This window comes from Haloechinothrix sp. LS1_15, assembly GCF_033042135.1.
In the GTDB taxonomy this organism is placed as follows: domain Bacteria; phylum Actinomycetota; class Actinomycetes; order Mycobacteriales; family Pseudonocardiaceae; genus Haloechinothrix.
The window spans coordinates 188,684-206,748 of sequence record NZ_WBXM01000007.1 but is presented as its reverse complement, the minus strand read 5'-3'; the positions used below and the strand labels follow the sequence as shown (position 1 = coordinate 206,748).

The 18,065-nt window shown below is 69.3% G+C and carries 16 protein-coding genes; 6 read left to right on the top strand and 10 right to left on the bottom strand.

The window, feature by feature from the left end:
* Window positions 1–6: 6 nt before the first annotated feature.
* Both betA and F8178_RS13010 read right to left on the bottom strand, forming a co-directional pair.
* Entirely contained in the window at window positions 7–1,686 is a 1,680-nt protein-coding gene (gene betA, locus F8178_RS13015) for a choline dehydrogenase (protein ID WP_396345445.1), read from the bottom strand.
* A 32-nt stretch (window positions 1,687–1,718) separates the two neighbouring features.
* Window positions 1,719–3,248 (bottom strand): aldehyde dehydrogenase family protein, encoded by a 1,530-nt coding sequence (locus F8178_RS13010; protein WP_317495017.1) that lies wholly within the window; start codon window positions 3,246–3,248, stop codon window positions 1,719–1,721.
* Between the two features lie 234 nt (window positions 3,249–3,482).
* On the opposite strand from F8178_RS13010, the gene F8178_RS13005 reads away from it, so the two are divergent.
* Window positions 3,483–4,082: a TetR family transcriptional regulator gene (locus tag F8178_RS13005; RefSeq protein WP_317495016.1), complete on the top strand. Its 600-nt coding sequence runs from the start codon at window positions 3,483–3,485 to the stop codon at window positions 4,080–4,082.
* Between the two features lie 129 nt (window positions 4,083–4,211).
* Here the strand turns inward: F8178_RS13005 and F8178_RS13000 are convergent, their stop codons facing one another.
* Together F8178_RS13000 and F8178_RS12995 are read right to left on the bottom strand one after the other, a co-directional pair.
* The gene (locus F8178_RS13000; protein ID WP_317495015.1) at window positions 4,212–5,606 is read right to left on the bottom strand and encodes a sodium:alanine symporter family protein; all 1,395 of its coding nucleotides are present in this window, start codon (window positions 5,604–5,606) and stop codon (window positions 4,212–4,214) included.
* Window positions 5,607–5,753: 147 nt separating this feature from the next.
* Window positions 5,754–6,557, bottom strand: a complete 804-nt coding sequence (locus F8178_RS12995) for an NAD-dependent deacylase (protein ID WP_317495014.1) — start codon at window positions 6,555–6,557, stop codon at window positions 5,754–5,756.
* A gap of 54 nt (window positions 6,558–6,611) precedes the next feature.
* On the opposite strand from F8178_RS12995, the gene F8178_RS12990 reads away from it, so the two are divergent.
* Together F8178_RS12990 and F8178_RS12985 are read left to right on the top strand one after the other, a co-directional pair.
* Window positions 6,612–7,403 carry a tryptophan 2,3-dioxygenase family protein gene (locus F8178_RS12990; protein WP_317495013.1) on the top strand — a complete coding sequence of 264 codons (792 nt, stop codon included), beginning with the start codon at window positions 6,612–6,614 and terminating at the stop codon, window positions 7,401–7,403.
* Window positions 7,404–7,462: 59 nt separating this feature from the next.
* Window positions 7,463–8,662: a kynureninase gene (locus F8178_RS12985; RefSeq protein WP_317495012.1), complete on the top strand. Its 1,200-nt coding sequence runs from the start codon at window positions 7,463–7,465 to the stop codon at window positions 8,660–8,662.
* Window positions 8,663–8,664: 2 nt separating this feature from the next.
* Here F8178_RS12985 and F8178_RS12980 read toward each other — a convergent pair whose 3' ends face one another.
* The 3 genes from F8178_RS12980 to F8178_RS12970 form a co-directional block, all read right to left on the bottom strand.
* Window positions 8,665–9,909 (bottom strand): ribonuclease D, encoded by a 1,245-nt coding sequence (locus tag F8178_RS12980; protein WP_317495099.1) that lies wholly within the window; start codon window positions 9,907–9,909, stop codon window positions 8,665–8,667.
* Window positions 9,910–10,043: 134 nt separating this feature from the next.
* Window positions 10,044–10,760 carry a response regulator transcription factor gene (locus tag F8178_RS12975; protein ID WP_317495011.1) on the bottom strand — a complete coding sequence of 239 codons (717 nt, stop codon included), beginning with the start codon at window positions 10,758–10,760 and terminating at the stop codon, window positions 10,044–10,046.
* 585 nt (window positions 10,761–11,345) lie between these two features.
* Window positions 11,346–11,900, bottom strand: a complete 555-nt coding sequence (locus tag F8178_RS12970; RefSeq protein ID WP_396345472.1) for a DUF3000 domain-containing protein — start codon at window positions 11,898–11,900, stop codon at window positions 11,346–11,348.
* 179 nt (window positions 11,901–12,079) lie between these two features.
* On the opposite strand from F8178_RS12970, the gene hemE reads away from it, so the two are divergent.
* The 3 genes from hemE (at window position 12,080) to hemQ (ending at window position 15,453) form a co-directional block, all read left to right on the top strand.
* On the top strand, window positions 12,080–13,192 hold the full coding sequence (gene hemE, locus F8178_RS12965; RefSeq protein WP_317495009.1) for a uroporphyrinogen decarboxylase: 1,113 nt from the start codon (window positions 12,080–12,082) through the stop codon (window positions 13,190–13,192).
* A gap of 65 nt (window positions 13,193–13,257) precedes the next feature.
* Complete coding sequence (hemG, locus tag F8178_RS12960) at window positions 13,258–14,664, top strand: protoporphyrinogen oxidase (protein ID WP_317495098.1); 1,407 nt, start codon at window positions 13,258–13,260, stop codon at window positions 14,662–14,664.
* Window positions 14,665–14,748: 84 nt separating this feature from the next.
* Window positions 14,749–15,453: a hydrogen peroxide-dependent heme synthase gene (gene hemQ, locus F8178_RS12955; RefSeq protein WP_317495008.1), complete on the top strand. Its 705-nt coding sequence runs from the start codon at window positions 14,749–14,751 to the stop codon at window positions 15,451–15,453.
* 110 nt (window positions 15,454–15,563) lie between these two features.
* On the opposite strand, the gene msrB is transcribed toward hemQ, so the two are convergent.
* The 3 genes from msrB to F8178_RS12940 form a co-directional block, all read right to left on the bottom strand.
* A complete protein-coding gene (gene msrB / locus F8178_RS12950; protein ID WP_317495007.1) occupies window positions 15,564–15,992 on the bottom strand; it encodes a peptide-methionine (R)-S-oxide reductase MsrB in 429 nt (142 codons plus the stop codon).
* Window positions 15,993–16,002: 10 nt separating this feature from the next.
* Window positions 16,003–16,299 carry a hypothetical protein gene (locus F8178_RS12945; protein ID WP_317495006.1) on the bottom strand — a complete coding sequence of 99 codons (297 nt, stop codon included), beginning with the start codon at window positions 16,297–16,299 and terminating at the stop codon, window positions 16,003–16,005.
* An 85-nt stretch (window positions 16,300–16,384) separates the two neighbouring features.
* Window positions 16,385–17,956: a serine/threonine-protein kinase gene (locus tag F8178_RS12940; RefSeq protein ID WP_317495097.1), complete on the bottom strand. Its 1,572-nt coding sequence runs from the start codon at window positions 17,954–17,956 to the stop codon at window positions 16,385–16,387.
* Between the last annotated feature and the right edge of the window lie 109 nt (window positions 17,957–18,065).

Below are 18,065 nucleotides of genomic sequence, written 5' to 3'. Positions count from 1 at the left end.
CAGCCGTCAGGCGGAGCGCTCCCGGTCGGGGTCGTGGCGGTAGAAGTCGACGTGCTCCGGCGGCAGCGGCGTGTTGCCGAGGATGAGGTCGGCCGCCTTCTCGGCGAGCATCATCACGGGAGCGTAGATGTTGCCGTTGGTCAGGTAGGGCATCGCCGAGGCGTCGACGACCCGCAGGCCTTCCATACCGTGTACGGCCATCGATTCCGGATCGACGACCGATCCCTCGCCGGTTCCCATCTTGGCGGTGCAGGACGGGTGGTAGGCGGTTTCGGCGTCGGAGGCCACCCAGTCGAGGATCTCCTCATCGGTGCTGACCGACGGCCCTGGCGAGAGCTCGCCCCCGTCGTAGGGAGCGAAGGACGGCTGGGCGAGGATCTCCCGCGCCACGTTGACGGCCTCGATCCACTCGCGCCGGTCGTTCTCCGTGGAGAGGTAGTTGAACCGGAGGGCCGGATGCTTCGACGGGTCGGTCGATGTGATCTTCACACTGCCACGCACATCGGAGTACATCGGGCCGATGTGGACCTGGTAGCCGTGCTCGGCACCGACCGGGGTCCCGTCGTAACGGACCGCGATGGGGAGGAAATGGAACATCAGGTTCGGGTACTCGACCTGGTCGTTGCCGCGCACGAAGCCGCCCACCTCGAAGTGGTTGGTCGCGGCAGGCCCCTTCTTGCCGAACAGCCACTGTAGGCCGATCTTCGGGCGGTTGTGCAGCTTGAGCGCCGGGTTATAGGAGACCGGTTGGGTGCACGCGTGCTGGATGTACACCTCGAGGTGATCCTGCATGTTCTCGCCCACGCCGGGCAGATCCTGCACCACGTCGATGCCGAGTGCGGACAGCTCCTCGGCATTGCCGATGCCGGACAGCTGGAGCAGCTGCGGGGTATTGATCGCGCCGCCCGCGAGGATGACCTCGCCGCCGTGCACGCGTTTCGGCGAGCCGCCGGGCCGCTGGTACTCCACGCCGACGGCCCGGTTGCCGTCGAGCAGCACCCGGTTGACCCGCGACAGGCACTGTACGGTCAGGTTCGGCCGGACCTTGACCGGGTGCAGGTAGGCTCTCGCCGCCGACCAGCGCCTGCCCTTGCGGATCATGCTGTCGAAAGTGGCGAACCCTTCCTGCTGGTACCCGTTGACGTCCTTGGTGAGCGGGTATCCGGCGTCCTGCGCGGCATCGAGGAAGGCACCGAACAGCGGGTGGTTGCCCTCTCTCCGTTCGATCCACAGCGGACCATCGCTACCGCGCCACTCGTCGCCTCCGCTGACGCAGATTTCCATACGCTTGAAGTAGGGGAGGCAATGCGCGTAGTCCCAGGAGGACATTCCAGGGTCGGAGGCCCACCGTTCGAGGTCCAACGGGTTGCCGCGCTGGAAGATCATGCCGTTGATGGAGCTGGAGCCACCGAGCACCTTGCCCCGGCCGTGGGAGACACGGCGGCCGCCCATGTACGGCTCGGGCTCGGACTCGTACTTCCAGTCGTAGAACCGGTTGCCGATCACCATGGTCAGGGCGGCCGGCATGTGGATGAAGACATCCCAGATCCAGTCCGGTCGCCCTGCTTCGAGGACGAGGACCTTGTTGTTCGGGTCGGCGCTGAGCCGGTTGGCGAGCGCGCATCCTGCGGAACCTCCGCCGACGATGATGAAGTCGTAGTTGTCGTCCACGGAGTTCGTGAGCATGGAGGTCAGCTTCTTCGTTGCCTTCCCTGACGTCACTGTGGCGAGCCGCCCTTCTGTCGTGTGCCGGTTTCGGAAAGCGGTTCCGCCCCCGTGAACCAGCGCATGGGTTGGGGCCGGATGTTCTGGTAGATGTGCTTGGCCTCGCGGTACTCGTCGAGGCCTGCTGCGCCGAGTTCCCGGCCGATACCGGAGCGTCCGAACCCGCCCCACTCCGCCTGCGGCAGGTAGGGGTGGTAGTCGTTGATCCAGACCGTGCCGTGCCGCATCCGGCCGGCCACGCGCTGAGCCACCGAAGCATCGGAGGTCCAGACGGCGCCCGCGAGGCCGTAGTCGGTGTCGTTGGCCAGTGTCACCGCCTCGTCCTCGTCGCGGAACCGCTCCACGGTGACGACCGGGCCGAACACCTCGTCGGCTACGACCGGCATGTCGGAGGTGCAGCCGGTAAAGATGGTGGGGCGCAGGAAGAAGCCGTCGGCCAGCTCGGGGTCCTCGGGGCGGTGACCTCCGGTCACGAGCTTCGCGCCGTCTTCGATCGCCTGCGCGATGTAACGCTCCACTTTGTCCCGGTGTTCTGCCGAGATCAGCGGGCCGCACTCGGTGGCCGGGTCGAGCCCGTTGCCGAGCCGGATCGCCTCGGCGCGGTGGGCCAGCTCGGCCACGAAGTCGTCGTGCAGGCTCTCCTCGACGATCAGCCGCGATCCTGCCGAACAGACCTGGCCGGAGTGGAAGAACGCGGCTGCCAGCGCGTAGTCGACCGCGGTGTCGAAGTCGGCATCGGCGAAGACCACGTTGGGGTTCTTCCCACCCAGCTCGAGGGCGACCCGCTTGATGCCGTCCGCCGCGGCCGCCATGACCTTCCTGCCGGTGGCGATGCCGCCGGTGAAGGACACCAGGTCGACTTCGGGGTGGGTCACCATGGCCGAGCCGACCTCGGCTCCCGAGCCGAGCAGCAGGTTGACCACCCCCGGTGGTGCGCCCGCTTCGGCGATCAGGGCCACGAGCCTGATGGTGGACAGCGGGGTCAGCTCGCTCGGTTTGATGATCATGGTGTTGCCCGCGGCCAGGGCGGGGGCGAGCTTCCACGACATCTGCAGCAGTGGGTAGTTCCACGGGGCGATCAGGGCACACACCCCGACTGGCTCGTAGGTCACGCGGCTGACCACGTCGGGGTTACCCGCGTCGACGAGCCTGCCCGCGTCCTTGTCCGCCAGGCCCGCGTAGTAGCGGAACACCGCGGTGATGTCGTCGACGTCGATGCGGCCCTCCGCCAGCGTCTTGCCGGTGTCCAGGCTCTCGATCCGGGCGAGTTCCTCCCGGTCGCGCACCAGTAAGTCGGCGATCCGGCGCAGCAATTCGCCGCGCTCGCCCGCCACGGTGGCAGGCCACGGTCCCCGGTGGAAGGCCAGACGGGCGGCATGAGCGGCGCGGCCGACATCGGCGCTCGCGGCTTCGGCGACGGTGGCCAGCACGCTGCTGTCGTAGGGATTGAGGACGGTCCTGGTGTCCTCACCGGGCTCGGAGGAGGACGCGACCCAGTCGCCGTCGATGTAGAGATCCTTCATGTGTCGTGCGGTTCCTATCGTCGTTCACTCGTACGGCTGGTATGCCGCTCGGCGCAAAACTGCGTACAATCGTACATATTATGTGTACTTGCGTCCACATCAGGTAGGTCGGGTGTGCCGCAGCAGCCGTGTGATGATGGGAACGTGGTGCGTAGACCTGGGCGTTGGAGTGACGTGACCCGGCGATGTCCCGGCCCGTTCTCGGGCCGAGCGTGAAGGGGGTAGCAGGCAGCGATGACGACAGACAGCGCCGCGACCGGTCAGCAGGATGGTCGCGCGAGCAGGCCCAAGCGGATGCGCGGGCCGAACGATCCCGACCGGCGCAACCGCATCGCGCGCGCGGCGATCTCGGTGGTGGCCGATCAGGGGGTCGAGGCACTGACGCACCGCAAGGTCGCGGCCAAAGCGGGTGTCCCGCTCGGCTCCACGACCTACCACTTCGCGACCATGGACGACCTGCTGGCCGTGGCACTCGAACAGGCGGCGGAAGGCAGTATCGCCCAGCTACGCGTCTGGGAGCGTGAACTCGGGCCGGAGGCCGACCTCGCATCGGCGTTGGCGGACTTCGTTATCCGCTCGCTGACCGAGCAGCGGGAGAGCACGATCGTCGAGTACAACCTCTACGCGCTCGCGCTGCATCGGCCGCACCTGCGCAAGGCCGCGGCCGATTGGGACAACGCGCTCGCCGAGCTGTTCGGCTCCCGCACCGACCGGACCACCGGCAGGATGGTGGCCGCCCTGTTCTGCGGCCTGGTGATGCAGGCGGTGCTGGTCGACGAGACCCCCTCGCACGAGGAGATCGAAGTGTTGTTCCGGCGGGCGCTGCAGGGCTGAACAGCCGGAGACCGTCACCGGCGACCATGGGCACTGGCCCGGGCTGACGTGCGAGCCGGGCGAGCCGAAGGGGTCCTTGGGTACATATTCGGTACCGGAGGGTCCCTTCGGCTCGCCCGCTGCGGGAGATCAGCGCGTGCCAGGCAGGTCCTCCACCTGCTTCCAGTTGGCCAGGCGGAAGAACTCCTTGCTCTGCCTGGCGACCAGCAGCGAGAGCAGTACCAGCCCGACCAGGTTCGGGATCGCCATCAGCCCGTTGAGGATGTCGGCGATGGTCCACACGGTCGTCAGCTCGGTCACCGCGCCGACGAAGATCACGATCACGAACACCGCGCGGTACGGGGTGACCAGCGTCCTGCCGAACAACCGGTCCATGCACCGCTCGCCGTAGTAGGCCCAGCCGAGCAGCGTGGAGAAGGCGAAGAACACGATGCCGACCGAGACGATCGCACCACCCCACTCGCCGGGCAGACCGACGGTGAACGCCTCCGCGGTCAGCGGGGCACCGGTGAGCGCGTCACCCGCCGCGTCGATGTGCGTCCAGGCCCCGGTCACCACGATGGTCAACCCGGTGAAGGTCACCACGACCAGGGTGTCCAGGAAGGTCTGTGTCATCGACACCAGCGCCTGCCGCACCGGGTGGGTCGTCTGCGCGGCTCCCGCCGCTATCCCGCCGGTGCCCAGCCCGGACTCGTTGGAGAAGATGCCGCGGGCCACACCCCAGCGGAGCGCGGCGAGGAAGCCGACACCGACGAAACCACCTGCGGCAGCGGTGCCGGTGAACGCGTCGGTGAAGATGGTCGCCAGCGCGCTCGGCAGTTCGCCCACGTTGAACAGCAGCACACCGGTGGCGCCGAGTAGGTAGATCACCGCCATGAACGGCACGAACGCCGCGGTGAACCGGCCGATGGTCTTGATCCCGCCGAGGATGACCACCCCAGCGGCGAACATCAGCACGACGCCGCTGACCCAGTAGGGGATGTTCCACTCGGCGTTGAGCGCGTCGGCGAAGCTGTTGGCCTGCACCATGTTGCCGATACCGAACGCGGCAAGCGCGCCGAAGATCGCGAACCACAGGCCAAGGAACCGCCCGAAGATGTTGCGGATCCCCTCGCTGAGGTAGAACATCGGGCCACCGCTCTGCTCGCCCTTGGCGTCGACGCGCCGGTAGCGCACGCCGAGGAAGGCCTCCGAGTACTTGGTGGCCATACCGACGAGGCCGGTGATCCACATCCAGAAGAGCGCACCCGGCCCGCCGAGCGCGATCGCGGTGCCGACCCCGGCGATGTTGCCGACACCGATAGTGGCCGCGAGCGCCACGGTCAGCGCCTGGTAGTGGCTGATATCGCCCTCGGCGCCCCGTTCCTTGCGTTTGATCAACGCGAGCCAGAAAGCGTACCCGAAGCGGTGGAACTGCACCCCGCGCAGCACGATCGTCAGGTACAGGCCAGTGAGCAGGAGCAGTGGTATCAGCAGCCACGGCCCCCAGATGAATTCGCTGATCGACTCCAGTATGTCGTCCATTCGCTCCTCCTCGCGGGACCGACCGACCGGCGGCTGCGCGGTGTGTGCCGCCAGGTGTGCTCCACGGACGATCGGACAATAGTCCTCATGCGAGCGTGACGACAGTCACCGCTACCGAAGTGTGATCTCTTCCCGACAGGTGCACTGTCAGAGTTGATCGACCACGGCAGGGAGCTCGGTGGCGACATCGCCGGTGAGGCGGACGGCGGCGACGTCGTCGAAGGGGGTGGGGCCCTGGTTGACGATCGCCAGCGTTCCGACAGCGCCGAGTGTCAGCTCGGGCAACTCGGCGACCGGGTAGACCTCGAGCGAGGAACCGACGCACAGCAGGAGATCGGCCGTGCTGGCGAGCTCTCGCGCACGTTCGATCGCGGCGACCGGCAGCAGCTCGCCGAACAGCACTACATCCGGTTTGACCGGTCCCGAGCAGTTCGTGCACCGTGCGACACCCTCGGAGTCGAAAAGCTCGTCGATCTCGGCGAACCGCCAGCGGCCGTCACACCGTGTGCAGCTGGCGGTGTCGACCGAGCCGTGCACCTCGATGACGGTGCGGCTGCCCGCCGCCCGGTGCAGCCGGTCGATGTTCTGCGTGATCACGGCCTCGCACTTGCCCCGGCGCTCCAGCTCGGCCAGTGCCTCGTGGGCCGCGTTGGGCTGCGTGTCCCGCACCAGGTGCAGGCGGGACCGGTAGAAGTCCCAGAAAACCTTGGGGTCACGGTGGAACGCCTCGATGGTCGCCACGGTCATCGGATCCACGTTCTCCCACAACCCGCTGCCGGGGCTGCGGAAGTCGGGGATGCCGGACGGCACCGAGATCCCGGCTCCGGTCAGGGCCACGATCCGCTCGCTGCGCCCGATCAGCTCGGCCAGTGCCGCCTGGTCGGCCGTGGTCGCCGACGGGTCTGCGCCATCAGCGCCGCCAGCGCCATCACTGCCATCACTGCCGCCCATCGGCGACCATGGTAGTGCCGCACGGGCAGCCAGACGATGGCAGGATGAGCCTCGATGACCGACCAACACTCCGCGGTGACCTACGAGTCCTATCTCGCGCTTGACGAGGTTCTCGGTGCGCAGCGGCCACGCTCAGCCGAACACGACGAGATGCTGTTCATCGTGATCCACCAGGTGTACGAGCTGTGGTTCAAACAGCTGCTGCACGAGCTGGCGCAGCTGCAGCGATGGTTGGAGCGAGGCGACACCGCGCACGCGACACGCACGTTGCGCCGCACGCTGACCATCCTCAAAGTCGTGGTCGCGCAGATCGACGTGCTCGAGACCATGACTCCGAGCCAGTTCGCCAGCTTCCGCGAGCGGCTCGACGCGGCGAGCGGCTTCGAATCCGCACAGTTCCGGGAGCTGGAGGCGGTGCTCGGCAGGCGGGACACCCGGGTGTTCCGGCACTACCCGGACGGCAGCGAGGCCGCTGGCCGCATCGCGGCGGCGATGGCGCGACCGTCACTGTTCGACTCGTTCCTGCGGTATCTGGCCGAGTACGGCTATGCCGTGCCCGCGCCTGCGCTGCAACGGGACGTCAGCCGACCATGGGAGGGCTCGCCTGACGTGCAGGAGGTGTTGCTGGCGGTCTACGCCGACGACGCCGGCCCGGCCACCATCTGCGAGCACCTGGTCGACCTCGACGAGGGACAGCAGGAGTGGCGGTACCGGCACGTCAAGATGGTCGAGCGCACCATCGGCGACAAGCGCGGCACCGGTGGCTCCTCCGGGGCCGCTTACCTGCGGAGCACGGTAGGTATCCCGGCGTTTCCCGACCTGTGGGCGGTACGGAGCAGGTTGTGAACGAGCCCCGGAATGGGCGGGTGCCGCCGGAGCCGCCGCAACGACACGGTGCTCCGAGCTTGGACGAGCTTCGTGCCACGCCGAACGCGCTGGCCCCGCACTACAGCAGGTTCGACGTGGCCAATCGGCTACTGCTGACCGGCCACTCGCACCAAGCATGGCCGGATGTCGCGGTCGAAGGGCAGTTGGAGGCGTTCAACGACGCGGCGCGCGCGGTGGACGCCAAGTGGGAGCGAGCCGCCGCCAAGGCCACCGAGGTCGCCGACGGTTTCCGCGAGCTGCTGGAGGATCCGCAGGGGGAGGTGGCGCTCGGTGCCAGCACCCACGACCTGGTGGTGCGCTGGCTGTCCGCGTTGGACCTGCGTCGCAAGGCGCGGCTGGTAACCACCGACGGTGAGTTCCACACGCTGCGCAGACAGCTGGCTCGGCTCGCCGAGGAAGGTCTCGAGGTGGTGCGGGTGCCCGCCGAACCGGCGGGCACCCTCGCCGAACGGATCGCCGCCGAGGTCGATTCGCGCACCGCTGCGGTGCTGGTCTCGGCGGTGCTGTTCGAGAACGCGCGGATTGTTCCCGGTCTCGGCGAGCTGGCACAGGTCTGTCTGCGGCGGGACGCCGAGTTGCTGGTGGACGCCTACCATGCCCTCGGCGCGATCGAGTTCCCGGTGCACGAGCTCGGGCTGGGTGCCGCGTGGGTGATCGGGGGTGGGTACAAGTACCTGCAGCTGGGGGAGGGCAACTGCTTCCTACGGTTGCCGGAGCACGCCGACCGGTTCCGGCCGGTGGTGACCGGATGGTTCGCCGAGTTCGGCTCGCTGTCCGGCCACGCCGAGGCCACGGCGGTCCGTTACGGGCGTGGTGCGGCCCGGTTCGCGGGAGCCACCTACGATCCCACCAGCCATTACCGGGCGGCCAGGGTGCTCGCGTTCTTCGCCGCGCACGGGTTGACGCCGGGTTTTCTGCGGCAGGTGTCGCGACACCAGGTCGGGCTGCTGGCGCGAGCCTTCGACGAGCTGGACGTCTCCCCGGAGCTGATGACGCGGGACCGCAGCAATCCGCTGTCGGCCTACGCGGGTTTTCTCGCGCTGCGATGCGCCGATGCCGCCGGTGTCCAGGCCGCGCTGGCCAGCGCCGGGGTGTACGCCGACGCACGTGGTTCGACGCTGCGGCTCGGACCCGCACCGTACCTGTCGGACGATCAGCTACACGACGCTGTCGGCGTGCTCGGCGAGGTGCTGGAACGCGCGCCGGACGGGCGCTGACCTCAGCTCGCCGTGTGTCCGAGCGCCTCGTGGAGTCGCTCGGACACCAGCTCGACCTGCCACGGCCGGGCGCCGCCCGCCGCCAGCGCCGCCCGCAGCGGTTCGACGTCCCCTTCCGGCGGTTCCCAGCACAGCGTGCGTACCAGCTCGGGAAGCAGCAGGTTCTCCACCGGCAGGGTGTGCTGCTCGGCGAGCTCGGTAAGCGCCGCGCGCGCCGCGGCCAGCCGCGCAGCCGCGTCGGGATTGTGATCGGCCCACTTGTTCGGTGGCGGCACGTGGTTGCCTGCCGGGGTGATCTCCGGCAGGTCGCGCTCGTCGAGCTCCCGTGCTCGCCTGATGTGGCGGAACCAGAAGTCGGCGCGCTTGCGCTGGTACTGCCCCCCGAAACCGGGAAGGGCCACCAGCTCGTCCCGGTCGCGGGGTTCGGCCAGTGCGGCGTCGACGATGGTCTTGTCTGGCACGACACGCCCCGGCGCACGATCGCGCCTGCGTGCCAGCTCGTCGCGCGCTTGCCAGAGCTCCCGGACGATCGCGAGACCGCGCCGGGTGCGGACCTTGTGTATCCCGGACGTCCTGCGCCATGGCTCGGTGCCGTGCTTCGAGGTCTTGATTCGGCCGCTGTGCTGCTCCGACGGTTCGGCGTCGCGCACCGCGTCGAACTCCTGCCTGGCCCATGCCAGCTTGCCGTCCCGGGCGAGGACCTCCTGCAAGGCGTCCCGTAACGGGAGCAGGAACTCCACATCCAGCGCGGCGTAGGTCAGCCACTCGGCTGGTAGCGGGCGGCGTGACCAGTCGGCGGCACCGTGCCCTTTGGCCAGCCGGTACCCGAGCAGCTCGGCCACCAGCGCAGCGAGCCCGACGCGGGGGAACCCGGCGAGCCTGCCCGCCAGCTCGGTGTCGAACAGCGTGCGCGGACGCATGCCCAGCTCGGCCAGGCACGGCAGGTCCTGGGAGGCCGCGTGCAATACCCACTCGGCGTCGGCGAGAACCTCGCGCAGCGGCCCAAGCGAACCTGCCAGGGCAATGGGATCCACCAGGTGGGTTCCCGCGCCTTCCCTGCGGAGCTGCAGCAGGTACGCGCGCGGCCAGTAACGGTAACCGGAGGCGCGTTCGGCGTCGATCGCGAACGGGCCCGTACCGGCCGCGAGCATGTCGCAGGCACGATGAAGCGCGTTGCCGTCCTCGATCACCGGGGGAGTGCCCTCGTGGGGCTCCACCACGGCGACGGTTCCCGCATCGCTCGCCATTTCCGCAGCGTGCTCGACCACGGCGTCGTCCTCAGCGGCACTCACACGGGGCACATTACGGGACGGCGGGACGTGCATCACCGCCCCACCGTCCCGTCGTGGCCCGTCCGACCGCTTGCTCTCGGCCGATCGGCTCAGCGGATGACGCCCGCGCGCATGGCCAGCGCCACCATCTGGGCTCGGTCTCCCGTGCCCAGCTTCCTGCCGATCCGTGACAGGTGCGACTTGACAGTGAGCGCCGACAGGCTCAGCTCGTCGCCGATCTCCTTGTTGGATTTGCCATCCGCGACCAGCTGAAGCACCTGTACCTCGCGGGAGGACAGCTCCCTCGGGGTGTTGTCGGTGCTCGGTACCCGTGTCCCCGTCGCCAGCACCGGAGCGACGCCGGGATCGGCGTAGACGCCGCCCTCGAGCACCCGGCGTACGCCGTCGGTGACGGCGACAGGGGACGCTGATTTGAGCAAGTACGCCTGGGCACCGGCCTGGAACGCCGCGCGCACCGCGTACGGATCGTCCGAGGACGCCAGTACCACCACGCGTGGCCAGTTGTGGCTTCGAAGCTCGGCAACCAGCTCGATGCCACTACCGTCCGGCAGCCCGAGGTCGAGGATGGCGAGGTCGCACGGCCCGGTGGCCGATGCGCGCATCCTCGCCTCCGCGACCGAGGCGGCCTCGTGGACAGTACCCGCGCCCATCTGTGTGAGTCGTGCGGAAATCGCCTCCCTCAGTAATGGGTGGTCGTCGACCACCAGCACGGAGAACAGCTCTTCCCGCGGATGCGGAACCATGCTCGCTGGCAACGCGCCAGCTGGCGTGGAACGGACGGCCTGTGTGAAGCCGACGGCAGCCACGTCACTACCTCCCTGGAGTCGGTCGTGCCCCCCGACCGGCACCGGCACCTTCGGTCGATAACCGCGCCAGCTGTCGACCGAAAGTGGTGTCGTAGGGAGCACTCTAACCGCCCAGGGCGGTTAGTGGGGCGATCGAACGGGTAAGTCTTGCGGTCAATTGATTACCTTATGGCATCAGAGCCACACTATAGTGCGATAACTCGACAGGTGGTTAACACAGCAGCGCGGTTACGCGATATACCTTCTCTCGGGGGATGTCGTCACTGCTCGTGCAGCAGGAGTGTGCACCGCCGTCACCCATCGGATCCAGTGCCCGCGGATGGAGCAGTAGCGCTGCCGGGGCCACTGCCGCAGTGCGATGGGGATACGGCCGGGGTACCCCAAGGAACCGGCCAACGGGGGCGCCGTTCTCGCCGGTATGGGGGCGTACGGTCCAGTATGGCGTACCGCTGCCTGCTGTGGTGAGGATCTCGACGCCGTTCCCGTATGCGTGACCCCGCCACGGTGACCCGGCGAGGGTGACGCCCGTGACTGCCCGTATCGGAGCGCGGATGGCTCCCCGGACGGATCGCGGGCGAGGCGTCGTCAGGAACCCTGGCGCTGTCCGAAGACGGCCACGCCGACCGGGGGCAGGCCGACCACGCTTGCCAGCAACCGGCAGAAGGCCTCTCCGTGGGGACGCAGATCGGTACTCGTTGGCGTCCACGACGCCCGTACTTCGAGGTCGTCCGCCTGCGCGGGGCCGCCGATCTCCCCGAAACGCGTCGACGACGTCTTGGTGATCGTGCCGCCGAGTGCGATGTGCTCGGCACCGGAGAGCGCGAGGGCATCGGTGAGCCAGGACCAACCGACCGAGGCCAGCGCCGGGTCACCTGCCAGGTCCGCGTCGAGTTCGGCGCGGACGTAGGTCACCAGCCGCAGAGTGCCCTGCCACGACTCGTGACCGTCGGGGTCGTGCAGCAGGATCAACCGGCCGGAGGCGAGCACGTCGGCAGGGCCACTGACCTCGGAACTCAACGCGTACGACCATGGCGCCAACCGCTGCGGTGGGCGCATCGGCTCGAGGGTCAACTCGGGACGTGGCCGCACCGATTGGAGTGCGGTTACGGCATCCTGGAACGCTTGCGGCGCGTCGCTCATCGCGGTCACACGCCGACTGTAAGACGGATGTACCGGGCGGCAGCGCCAGCCACGCCGAGCGGGCGATCATCGGTACGGACCCGTGAGGGTCGGCGGCGGGTGACTCGCACGGGCACGTGCCACCCGCCTGCTGCCCTCCGGTGATGGCAGGAATCCGCGCCGTGGGATCATGCGAGGCGATGGCATCCAGCATTGATCCGGCCCCCGCCCGGTCCTCGGCACACTCGGAGCAGCTCGGCGGTCAGGCGCGGCGCGACCTGGCAGACGCGCCGCTGCTGGCCGCCGCGCGCGGCGCGACCCCGTCCCGGCTGCCGGTGTGGTTCATGCGGCAGGCGGGACGCTCGTTGCCCGAGTACCGGTCCCTGCGCCAGGGCGTGTCGATGCTCAACGCGTGTTTCGATCCCGCGTTGTTGACCGAGATCACGCTGCAGCCGGTCCGCAGGCACGGCGTCGATGCCGCGATCCTGTTCAGCGACATCGTCGTGCCGTTACGGGCGGCAGGCGTGGAGGTCGAGATAGCCTCCGGCGTCGGGCCGGTGGTGAGCACCCCGGTGCGCGCCGCCGGCGATGTCGAGGCCCTTCCCGAACTGCACGCCGAGCAGGTCGCTCCAGTGGCCGACGGGGTGCGGATGCTCGTCAGCGAGCTGGGCGAGGTCCCGTTGATCGGTTTCGCGGGCGCCCCGTTCACGCTGGCTTCGTACTTGATCGAGGGCGGCCCCAGCAAGAACCACGAGCGGACGAAGGCGTTGATGCACGCCGAGCCCGAGCTGTGGCACCGGCTGATGAGCAAGCTCGCCGCCATGGCCGTGACGTTCCTCCGCGCACAGCTGGCTGCCGGGGCGGATGCGGTGCAGCTGTTCGACTCCTGGGCTGGTGCCCTGTCGGAACGCGACTACCGCGAGTTCGTGTTGCCGCACTCGACCGCGGTGTTGGACGGGATCGCCGACGCGGGCGTACCTCGCATCCACTTCGGGGTCGGCACCGGGGAACTGCTCCCCGCGATGCGGCAGGCCGGTGCCGACGTGGTGGGAGTGGATTGGCGCGTGCCACTCGACGAGGCCGCGCGCCGTATGTCACGGGACGCGGCAGGCCCTCCCGCGGTGCAGGGAAACCTCGACCCCGCGTTACTGCTCGCGTCCTGGGAGGTGCTCGATAGGCAGGTGCGCCGGATCGCCGACGAGGGACGTGCTGCGGCCGGCCACGTGTTCAACCTCGGCCACGGCGTGCTGCCGGAGACCGATGCCGATGTGCTGACCCGGATCGTCGACCTGGTGCACGAGCTACGGCCATGACGTTCGATCGCGCCGTCTCCGCAGGCACGGGCGCCGACCGCGGCGTGGCCCGCCGCGGGACCGGTGTGCGGCGGATCGCCGTGGTCGGCGGCGGGATCTCCGGGCTGACCGCCGCCTACCGCCTCCGTACCCTGCTCGGAGCGGCCGCATCGATCACCGTGCTCGACTCGGCAGGCAGCGTGGGAGGCAAGCTCTACACCGCCCGGCTGGCGGGGGTGCCCGTGGACGCGGGTGCCGAGGCGTTTCTCGTGCGCAGGCCGGAGGCCCGCGAGCTGGTGGATGAGCTCGGCCTCGGTGGCCTGCTGGTACACCCGACCGGGGCGCGACCCGCGGTGCGGGCCGGCTCGGCGACGGTGCCGCTGCCCGCGCGCACGGTCATGGGGATCCCGGCGGCCGAGCAGGCCGTTGCCGGGACGCTCTCGGATACCGGTCGCGCGGCGGTTGCCGCCGAGCCGTCGCTGCCACCCGTCACGCTGCCGCCCGGCGATGTCTCGCTTGGTGGACTGCTCCGCGAGCGGTTCGGCGACGAGCTGGTGGACAGGCTGGTGGACCCGCTGCTCGGTGGGGTATACGCGGGCGGCGCCGACGGCCTCGGGCTCCGCGCCGTGCTGCCCGAGCTGGCCCGGCGCCTCGACGCGGGTGGGTACTCGATCACCGGGGCCGCGGCGGAGCTGCTGCCGGAGCAAGCCACCGGCGAGCCGGTGTTCGGTACGCTGCGGGGTGGTTTGTCGACGGTCATCCACGCCCTGGCCGACCGGTCCGCGGCCGAGATCCGGTGTGGCGCGACCGTTCGGGGGTTGCGGGCAGCCCGTGGTGGCGAGCGAGGCTGGGAACTGCTGCTCGGGCACGACCGCGAGGTGATGCCGGTCGACGCGGTCGTGCTCGCCGTCCCCGCACCCGCGGCGCGCAGGCTGCTGGAACCGGTGGCCGCCGAAGCCGCGGCCGCCCTCGGCGAGATCGATGTGGCGTCGATGGCAGTCGTCCAGCTGGCATTCCCGGCCGGTACCGCGTTGCCCGACGCCTCGGGGATCCTCGTCGGCAACGGTGAGCGGCACCGGGACGGCACGCCGTTCACCGCTAAGGCCTTCACGTTCCTGTCCCGCAAGTGGGCGCACTACGCCGAGCAGGGCGTGTTCGTGCGCGGCTCGGTTGGACGGTTCGGCGCCGCGGAGACGGTGCAGGCTGGTGATGCCGAGCTGGTTCGGGCGGTGCGTGGTGACCTGGCCGAGGCCGCTGGGGTGTCGGTTCCGCCGCTGGCGGCGACGGTGCACCGCTGGGGCGGTGGGCTGCCGCAGTACGCGGTCGGCCACGGCGAGCGGATCGAGCGTGTCGAGCGAGCCGTGGCAGCGCTGCCGGGGGTGGCTCTTGCGGGCGCGATGCTGTACGGGGTCGGGATCCCGGCCTGCGTCGGTACCGCCACCGCCGCGGCGGAGGCAGTGGCCGCGGAGCTGACCGGATCCGCCGCTCGATGACCGGGCAGGATGCGACGTGAACCCGGTAACGCGCCTGCCGGGCCGGCGGCAGCGCCCCGGCAGCCCGCGGGCAGAATGGGGAACATGAGCGGTGAGACGAACGCGGCACGGATTCGCGAGTTGAACGAGACCATCCGGTACACGATGTGGTCGGTGTTCCGCGCCGACCCGGACCGGATGCCGGACGATCGCGTCACCGCAGGGAACCGCACCCAGGAGTACCTCGACGCGCTGGCGAGCAAGGACGTCACGGTACGCGGGGTGTACGACGTGTCCGCGATGCGGGCCGACGCGGATTACATGATCTGGTGGCACGCCCCGGAGATCGAGCAGCTGCAGGAGGCCTACAGCGGGTTCCGCACCACGCCGCTCGGCCGTGCGTCGACCCCGGTGTTCAGCCAGGCCGCGTTGCACCGCCCAGCCGAGTTCAACAAGAGCCACATCCCTGCCTTCCTCGCTGGCGAGGAGCCGAGGAAGTACGTGTGCGTCTACCCGTTCGTCCGCTCCTACGAGTGGTATTTGCTGCCGGACGAGGAGCGCAGGGCCATGCTCGCCGAGCACGGTATGCAGGCGCGGGACTACCCGGACGTGCGGGCGAACACCGTCCCGGCGTTCGCGCTGGGCGACTACGAGTGGATGCTGGCGTTCGAGGCCGACGCGCTGTACCGGATCGTGGATCTGATGCGCGCGCTGCGCGCCAGCGCCGCCCGCAGGCACGTGCGGGTCGAAGTACCGTTCTACACCGGCACCCGGCTCCCCGCTACCGAGCTCGTCGCGAACCTGCCGTAGGCGGTGCTCGGCGCGGCACCGCGAGGAGGTGCGAGCCGAAGGGCCCCTTCGGTACACATCCGGTACCCGGGGAGTCCTTCGGCTCGCCACAGCCGAGACGGGGTGGCGCCTCAGGTCTGGTCGCTCGGCCGCAGCGTCAGCGCCACCGAGTTGATGCAGTATCGCTGGTCGGTGGGGGTTTCGTAGCCCTCGCCGGAGAAGACGTGCCCGAGGTGGCTGTGGCATTGGGCGCACAGCACTTCGGTGCGGACCATGCCCAGGCTGCGGTCGTCACGCAGGATGACGGCGTCGGTGTCGGCGGGGTCGTAGAACGACGGCCAGCCGCAGTGGCTGTCGAACTTGGTGTCGCTGGTGAAGAGCTCGGCCCCGCAGGCACGGCAGGAGTAGACACCGCGAGTGTGGGTGTCGGTGTACTCCCCCGAGTACGGCGGTTCGGTCCCGGATTCGCGGAGAACGTGGTACTCGGTGTCGTTGAGCTGCTGCCGCCACTCGCGTTCGGACTTGACCACCCGTGGAGTAGCACCTGTCACCGGTTCCATATTTTCAACCCTAACCGGTGAGCCACTTGGCGAGGCCGCTGATCGTCTCCCAGTTCATGGCGACGAAACCGAGCAGCGTCAAGATGACGACGAGCGACACCAGCTGCCGCTTACGGCCACCGAGCTTGGTGCTCGACTCCGCGAAATCGGACACCCCCTGTAGCGCCCCCTCGACTGTGAACGCCGACCGGCTGGTTTCCATCCGGTCGAGGTGTTCGGCGAACGCCTGCGCTTCGGGGTCGTCCGGGTCGAGCCCGACCAGATCCTCGGAGAACCGGCGGTGTGGCCCGGACGTGTTGTCGGTCATACGTCCACGGTAGGCGACGGTCCGGGAGGTACGCAGCCCTCGGTGCCGTACCGTACAGCGCCCAGCGGTCGGGGCGGGGTGGGCGTCACCGCGTGTCCGAGTCGATCAGCAGGTCACCGTCGACCCGGACGACCCGGATCTGCTTGGACTCGGTGCGATCTCCGTCCCCGTCGACATAGTAGACATCGATGGTGATCGTGACCGACCCGTCGTCGTTCGCGTCGGCCCGCGCGTTCTGCGCGTACACTTGGTCGTAGGCCAACCAGTGCTGGTCGAATCCGTCACGGTCGCCGAACGGTTGCCTGCCTTGGTCGGTCAGCATGTCCCAAGACGAGTCGACGCCCGCGGGGAAGGTGTAGTAGTCGACGACGAGCTGCCCGGCGGTGCCCCAGTCGATGGGTTCGCCGTCCGACTCGGTCACATCGTCGTCGACCGAATCCCCGCCTGGATCGGTGGGCTCGGTCTCTTCGGCCTCGGGGTCATCAGCGGGGGAGGCGAGCTGATCACCGCTGTCATCGGCTGGGTTGAGCAGCAGCACGAAGGCGACCACCAGCATCACCACGAACCCCGCCCCAGCGAGCAGCAGACCCCGGTTCCCACGGCTACTGCCCGCGCGGCTTCGCAGACTGGTCGTGCCAGTGGAAGCGGCATGGTTGGCGGTGTCGTGGCCGCTGCCGTCGTTCCACGATGGTGACGCCTCTCCCGTCGTGGCCGCGGCGGGTTGCTGAGCCGTCGCCGCGAGTGTGGGCTGCGGCTGCGCCCCGGCGTCTGCCGCATGTGCGCCGGTCGCGGGATCGTCGAGGTTGGTGCCGGGTGGTCGCGCGGGGACCAACGGTGGCGGGGGCGCGGGCGCACCCCCGCCGGTGGCGATGGCCGCGAGTCGTTCGGTGGCCTGCTGCATGGTGACGCGCTCGCCCGGGTCGACCCGCAGCAGCGACATCAGCAGCGCGGTGGCCGATCCGGACTGGCGGGGCGGGATCACGTTCCCGCTGGCCGCGGTGTGCAGCAGCGCCAACTGGTTGGTGCTGCTGCCGTACGGGGACTGCCCTTCGAGCGCGTGGTAGAGCGTGGCGCCGAGGGCGAACACGTCGGATGCCGGAGTGGGGTCACCACCCCTGGCCAGCTCGGGAGCCAGGTACCCGGCGGTACCGGCGACCAGGCCGGTCTGGGTGAGGGTGACGTCGCCGTGGGCGCGGGAGATGCCGAAGTCGGTCAGCTTCGCCACGCCGTCCTCGTCGATGAGGATGTTGCCCGGTTTCACGTCGCGATGCACGATCCCGGCTCGGTGTGCCGCGACGAGGGCCGTGGCGACCTGCTCACCGATACGGGCCGCGGTGGCTACCGGGAGCGTGCCCTGCTCGCCGAGGATCGCGGAGAGGCTGCGCGCCCGCACGTACTCCATCACCAGGCACGGCGACCCCTCGTGTTCGACGATGTCGTAGATCGCGACGGCGTTGGGATGCTGGAGCCTGGCGGCGATCTTGGCTTCGCGTAGCGCCCGCTTGTGCAGCGCTTCGCGGTCGGCTTCGGACAGGCCGTGCTGTGCGACGACCTGCTTCACTGCAACGGACCGCTCCAGCCGCTCGTCGACAGCTCGCCACACCACGCCCATGGCACCGGTACCGACCTGCTCGGCAAGTCGGTAATGTCCCGCGATCAGCTGCCCGGTGTCGATGGCTCCGCTCCATGTAATCGCTGTGACCAGGTCGGTAGGTCCGGGTCGTGATCCCGCGCCGCTGGCCGAGCTCGCGGGGATCGCAGACCCT

Excerpts from the sequence above, each read along its gene's own strand:
- F8178_RS13005 (WP_317495016.1), top strand. The coding sequence starts at position 3,483 with ATGACGACAGACAGCGCCGCGACCGGTCAGCAGGATGGTCGCGCGAGC.
- F8178_RS12980 (WP_317495099.1), bottom strand. The coding sequence starts at position 9,909 with ATGGCGAGCGATGCGGGAACCGTCGCCGTGGTGGAGCCCCACGAGGGC.
- msrB (WP_317495007.1), bottom strand. The coding sequence starts at position 15,992 with ATGGAACCGGTGACAGGTGCTACTCCACGGGTGGTCAAGTCCGAACGC.
- hemE (WP_317495009.1), top strand. The coding sequence starts at position 12,080 with ATGGCATCCAGCATTGATCCGGCCCCCGCCCGGTCCTCGGCACACTCG.
- betA (WP_396345445.1), bottom strand. The coding sequence starts at position 1,686 with ATGCTCACGAACTCCGTGGACGACAACTACGACTTCATCATCGTCGGC.
- F8178_RS13010 (WP_317495017.1), bottom strand. The coding sequence starts at position 3,248 with ATGAAGGATCTCTACATCGACGGCGACTGGGTCGCGTCCTCCTCCGAG.
- F8178_RS12945 (WP_317495006.1), bottom strand. The coding sequence starts at position 16,299 with ATGACCGACAACACGTCCGGGCCACACCGCCGGTTCTCCGAGGATCTG.
- F8178_RS12995 (WP_317495014.1), bottom strand. The coding sequence starts at position 6,557 with ATGGGCGGCAGTGATGGCAGTGATGGCGCTGGCGGCGCTGATGGCGCA.
- F8178_RS12990 (WP_317495013.1), top strand. The coding sequence starts at position 6,612 with ATGACCGACCAACACTCCGCGGTGACCTACGAGTCCTATCTCGCGCTT.
- F8178_RS13000 (WP_317495015.1), bottom strand. The coding sequence starts at position 5,606 with ATGGACGACATACTGGAGTCGATCAGCGAATTCATCTGGGGGCCGTGG.
- hemQ (WP_317495008.1), top strand. The coding sequence starts at position 14,749 with ATGAGCGGTGAGACGAACGCGGCACGGATTCGCGAGTTGAACGAGACC.
- F8178_RS12970 (WP_396345472.1), bottom strand. The coding sequence starts at position 11,900 with ATGAGCGACGCGCCGCAAGCGTTCCAGGATGCCGTAACCGCACTCCAA.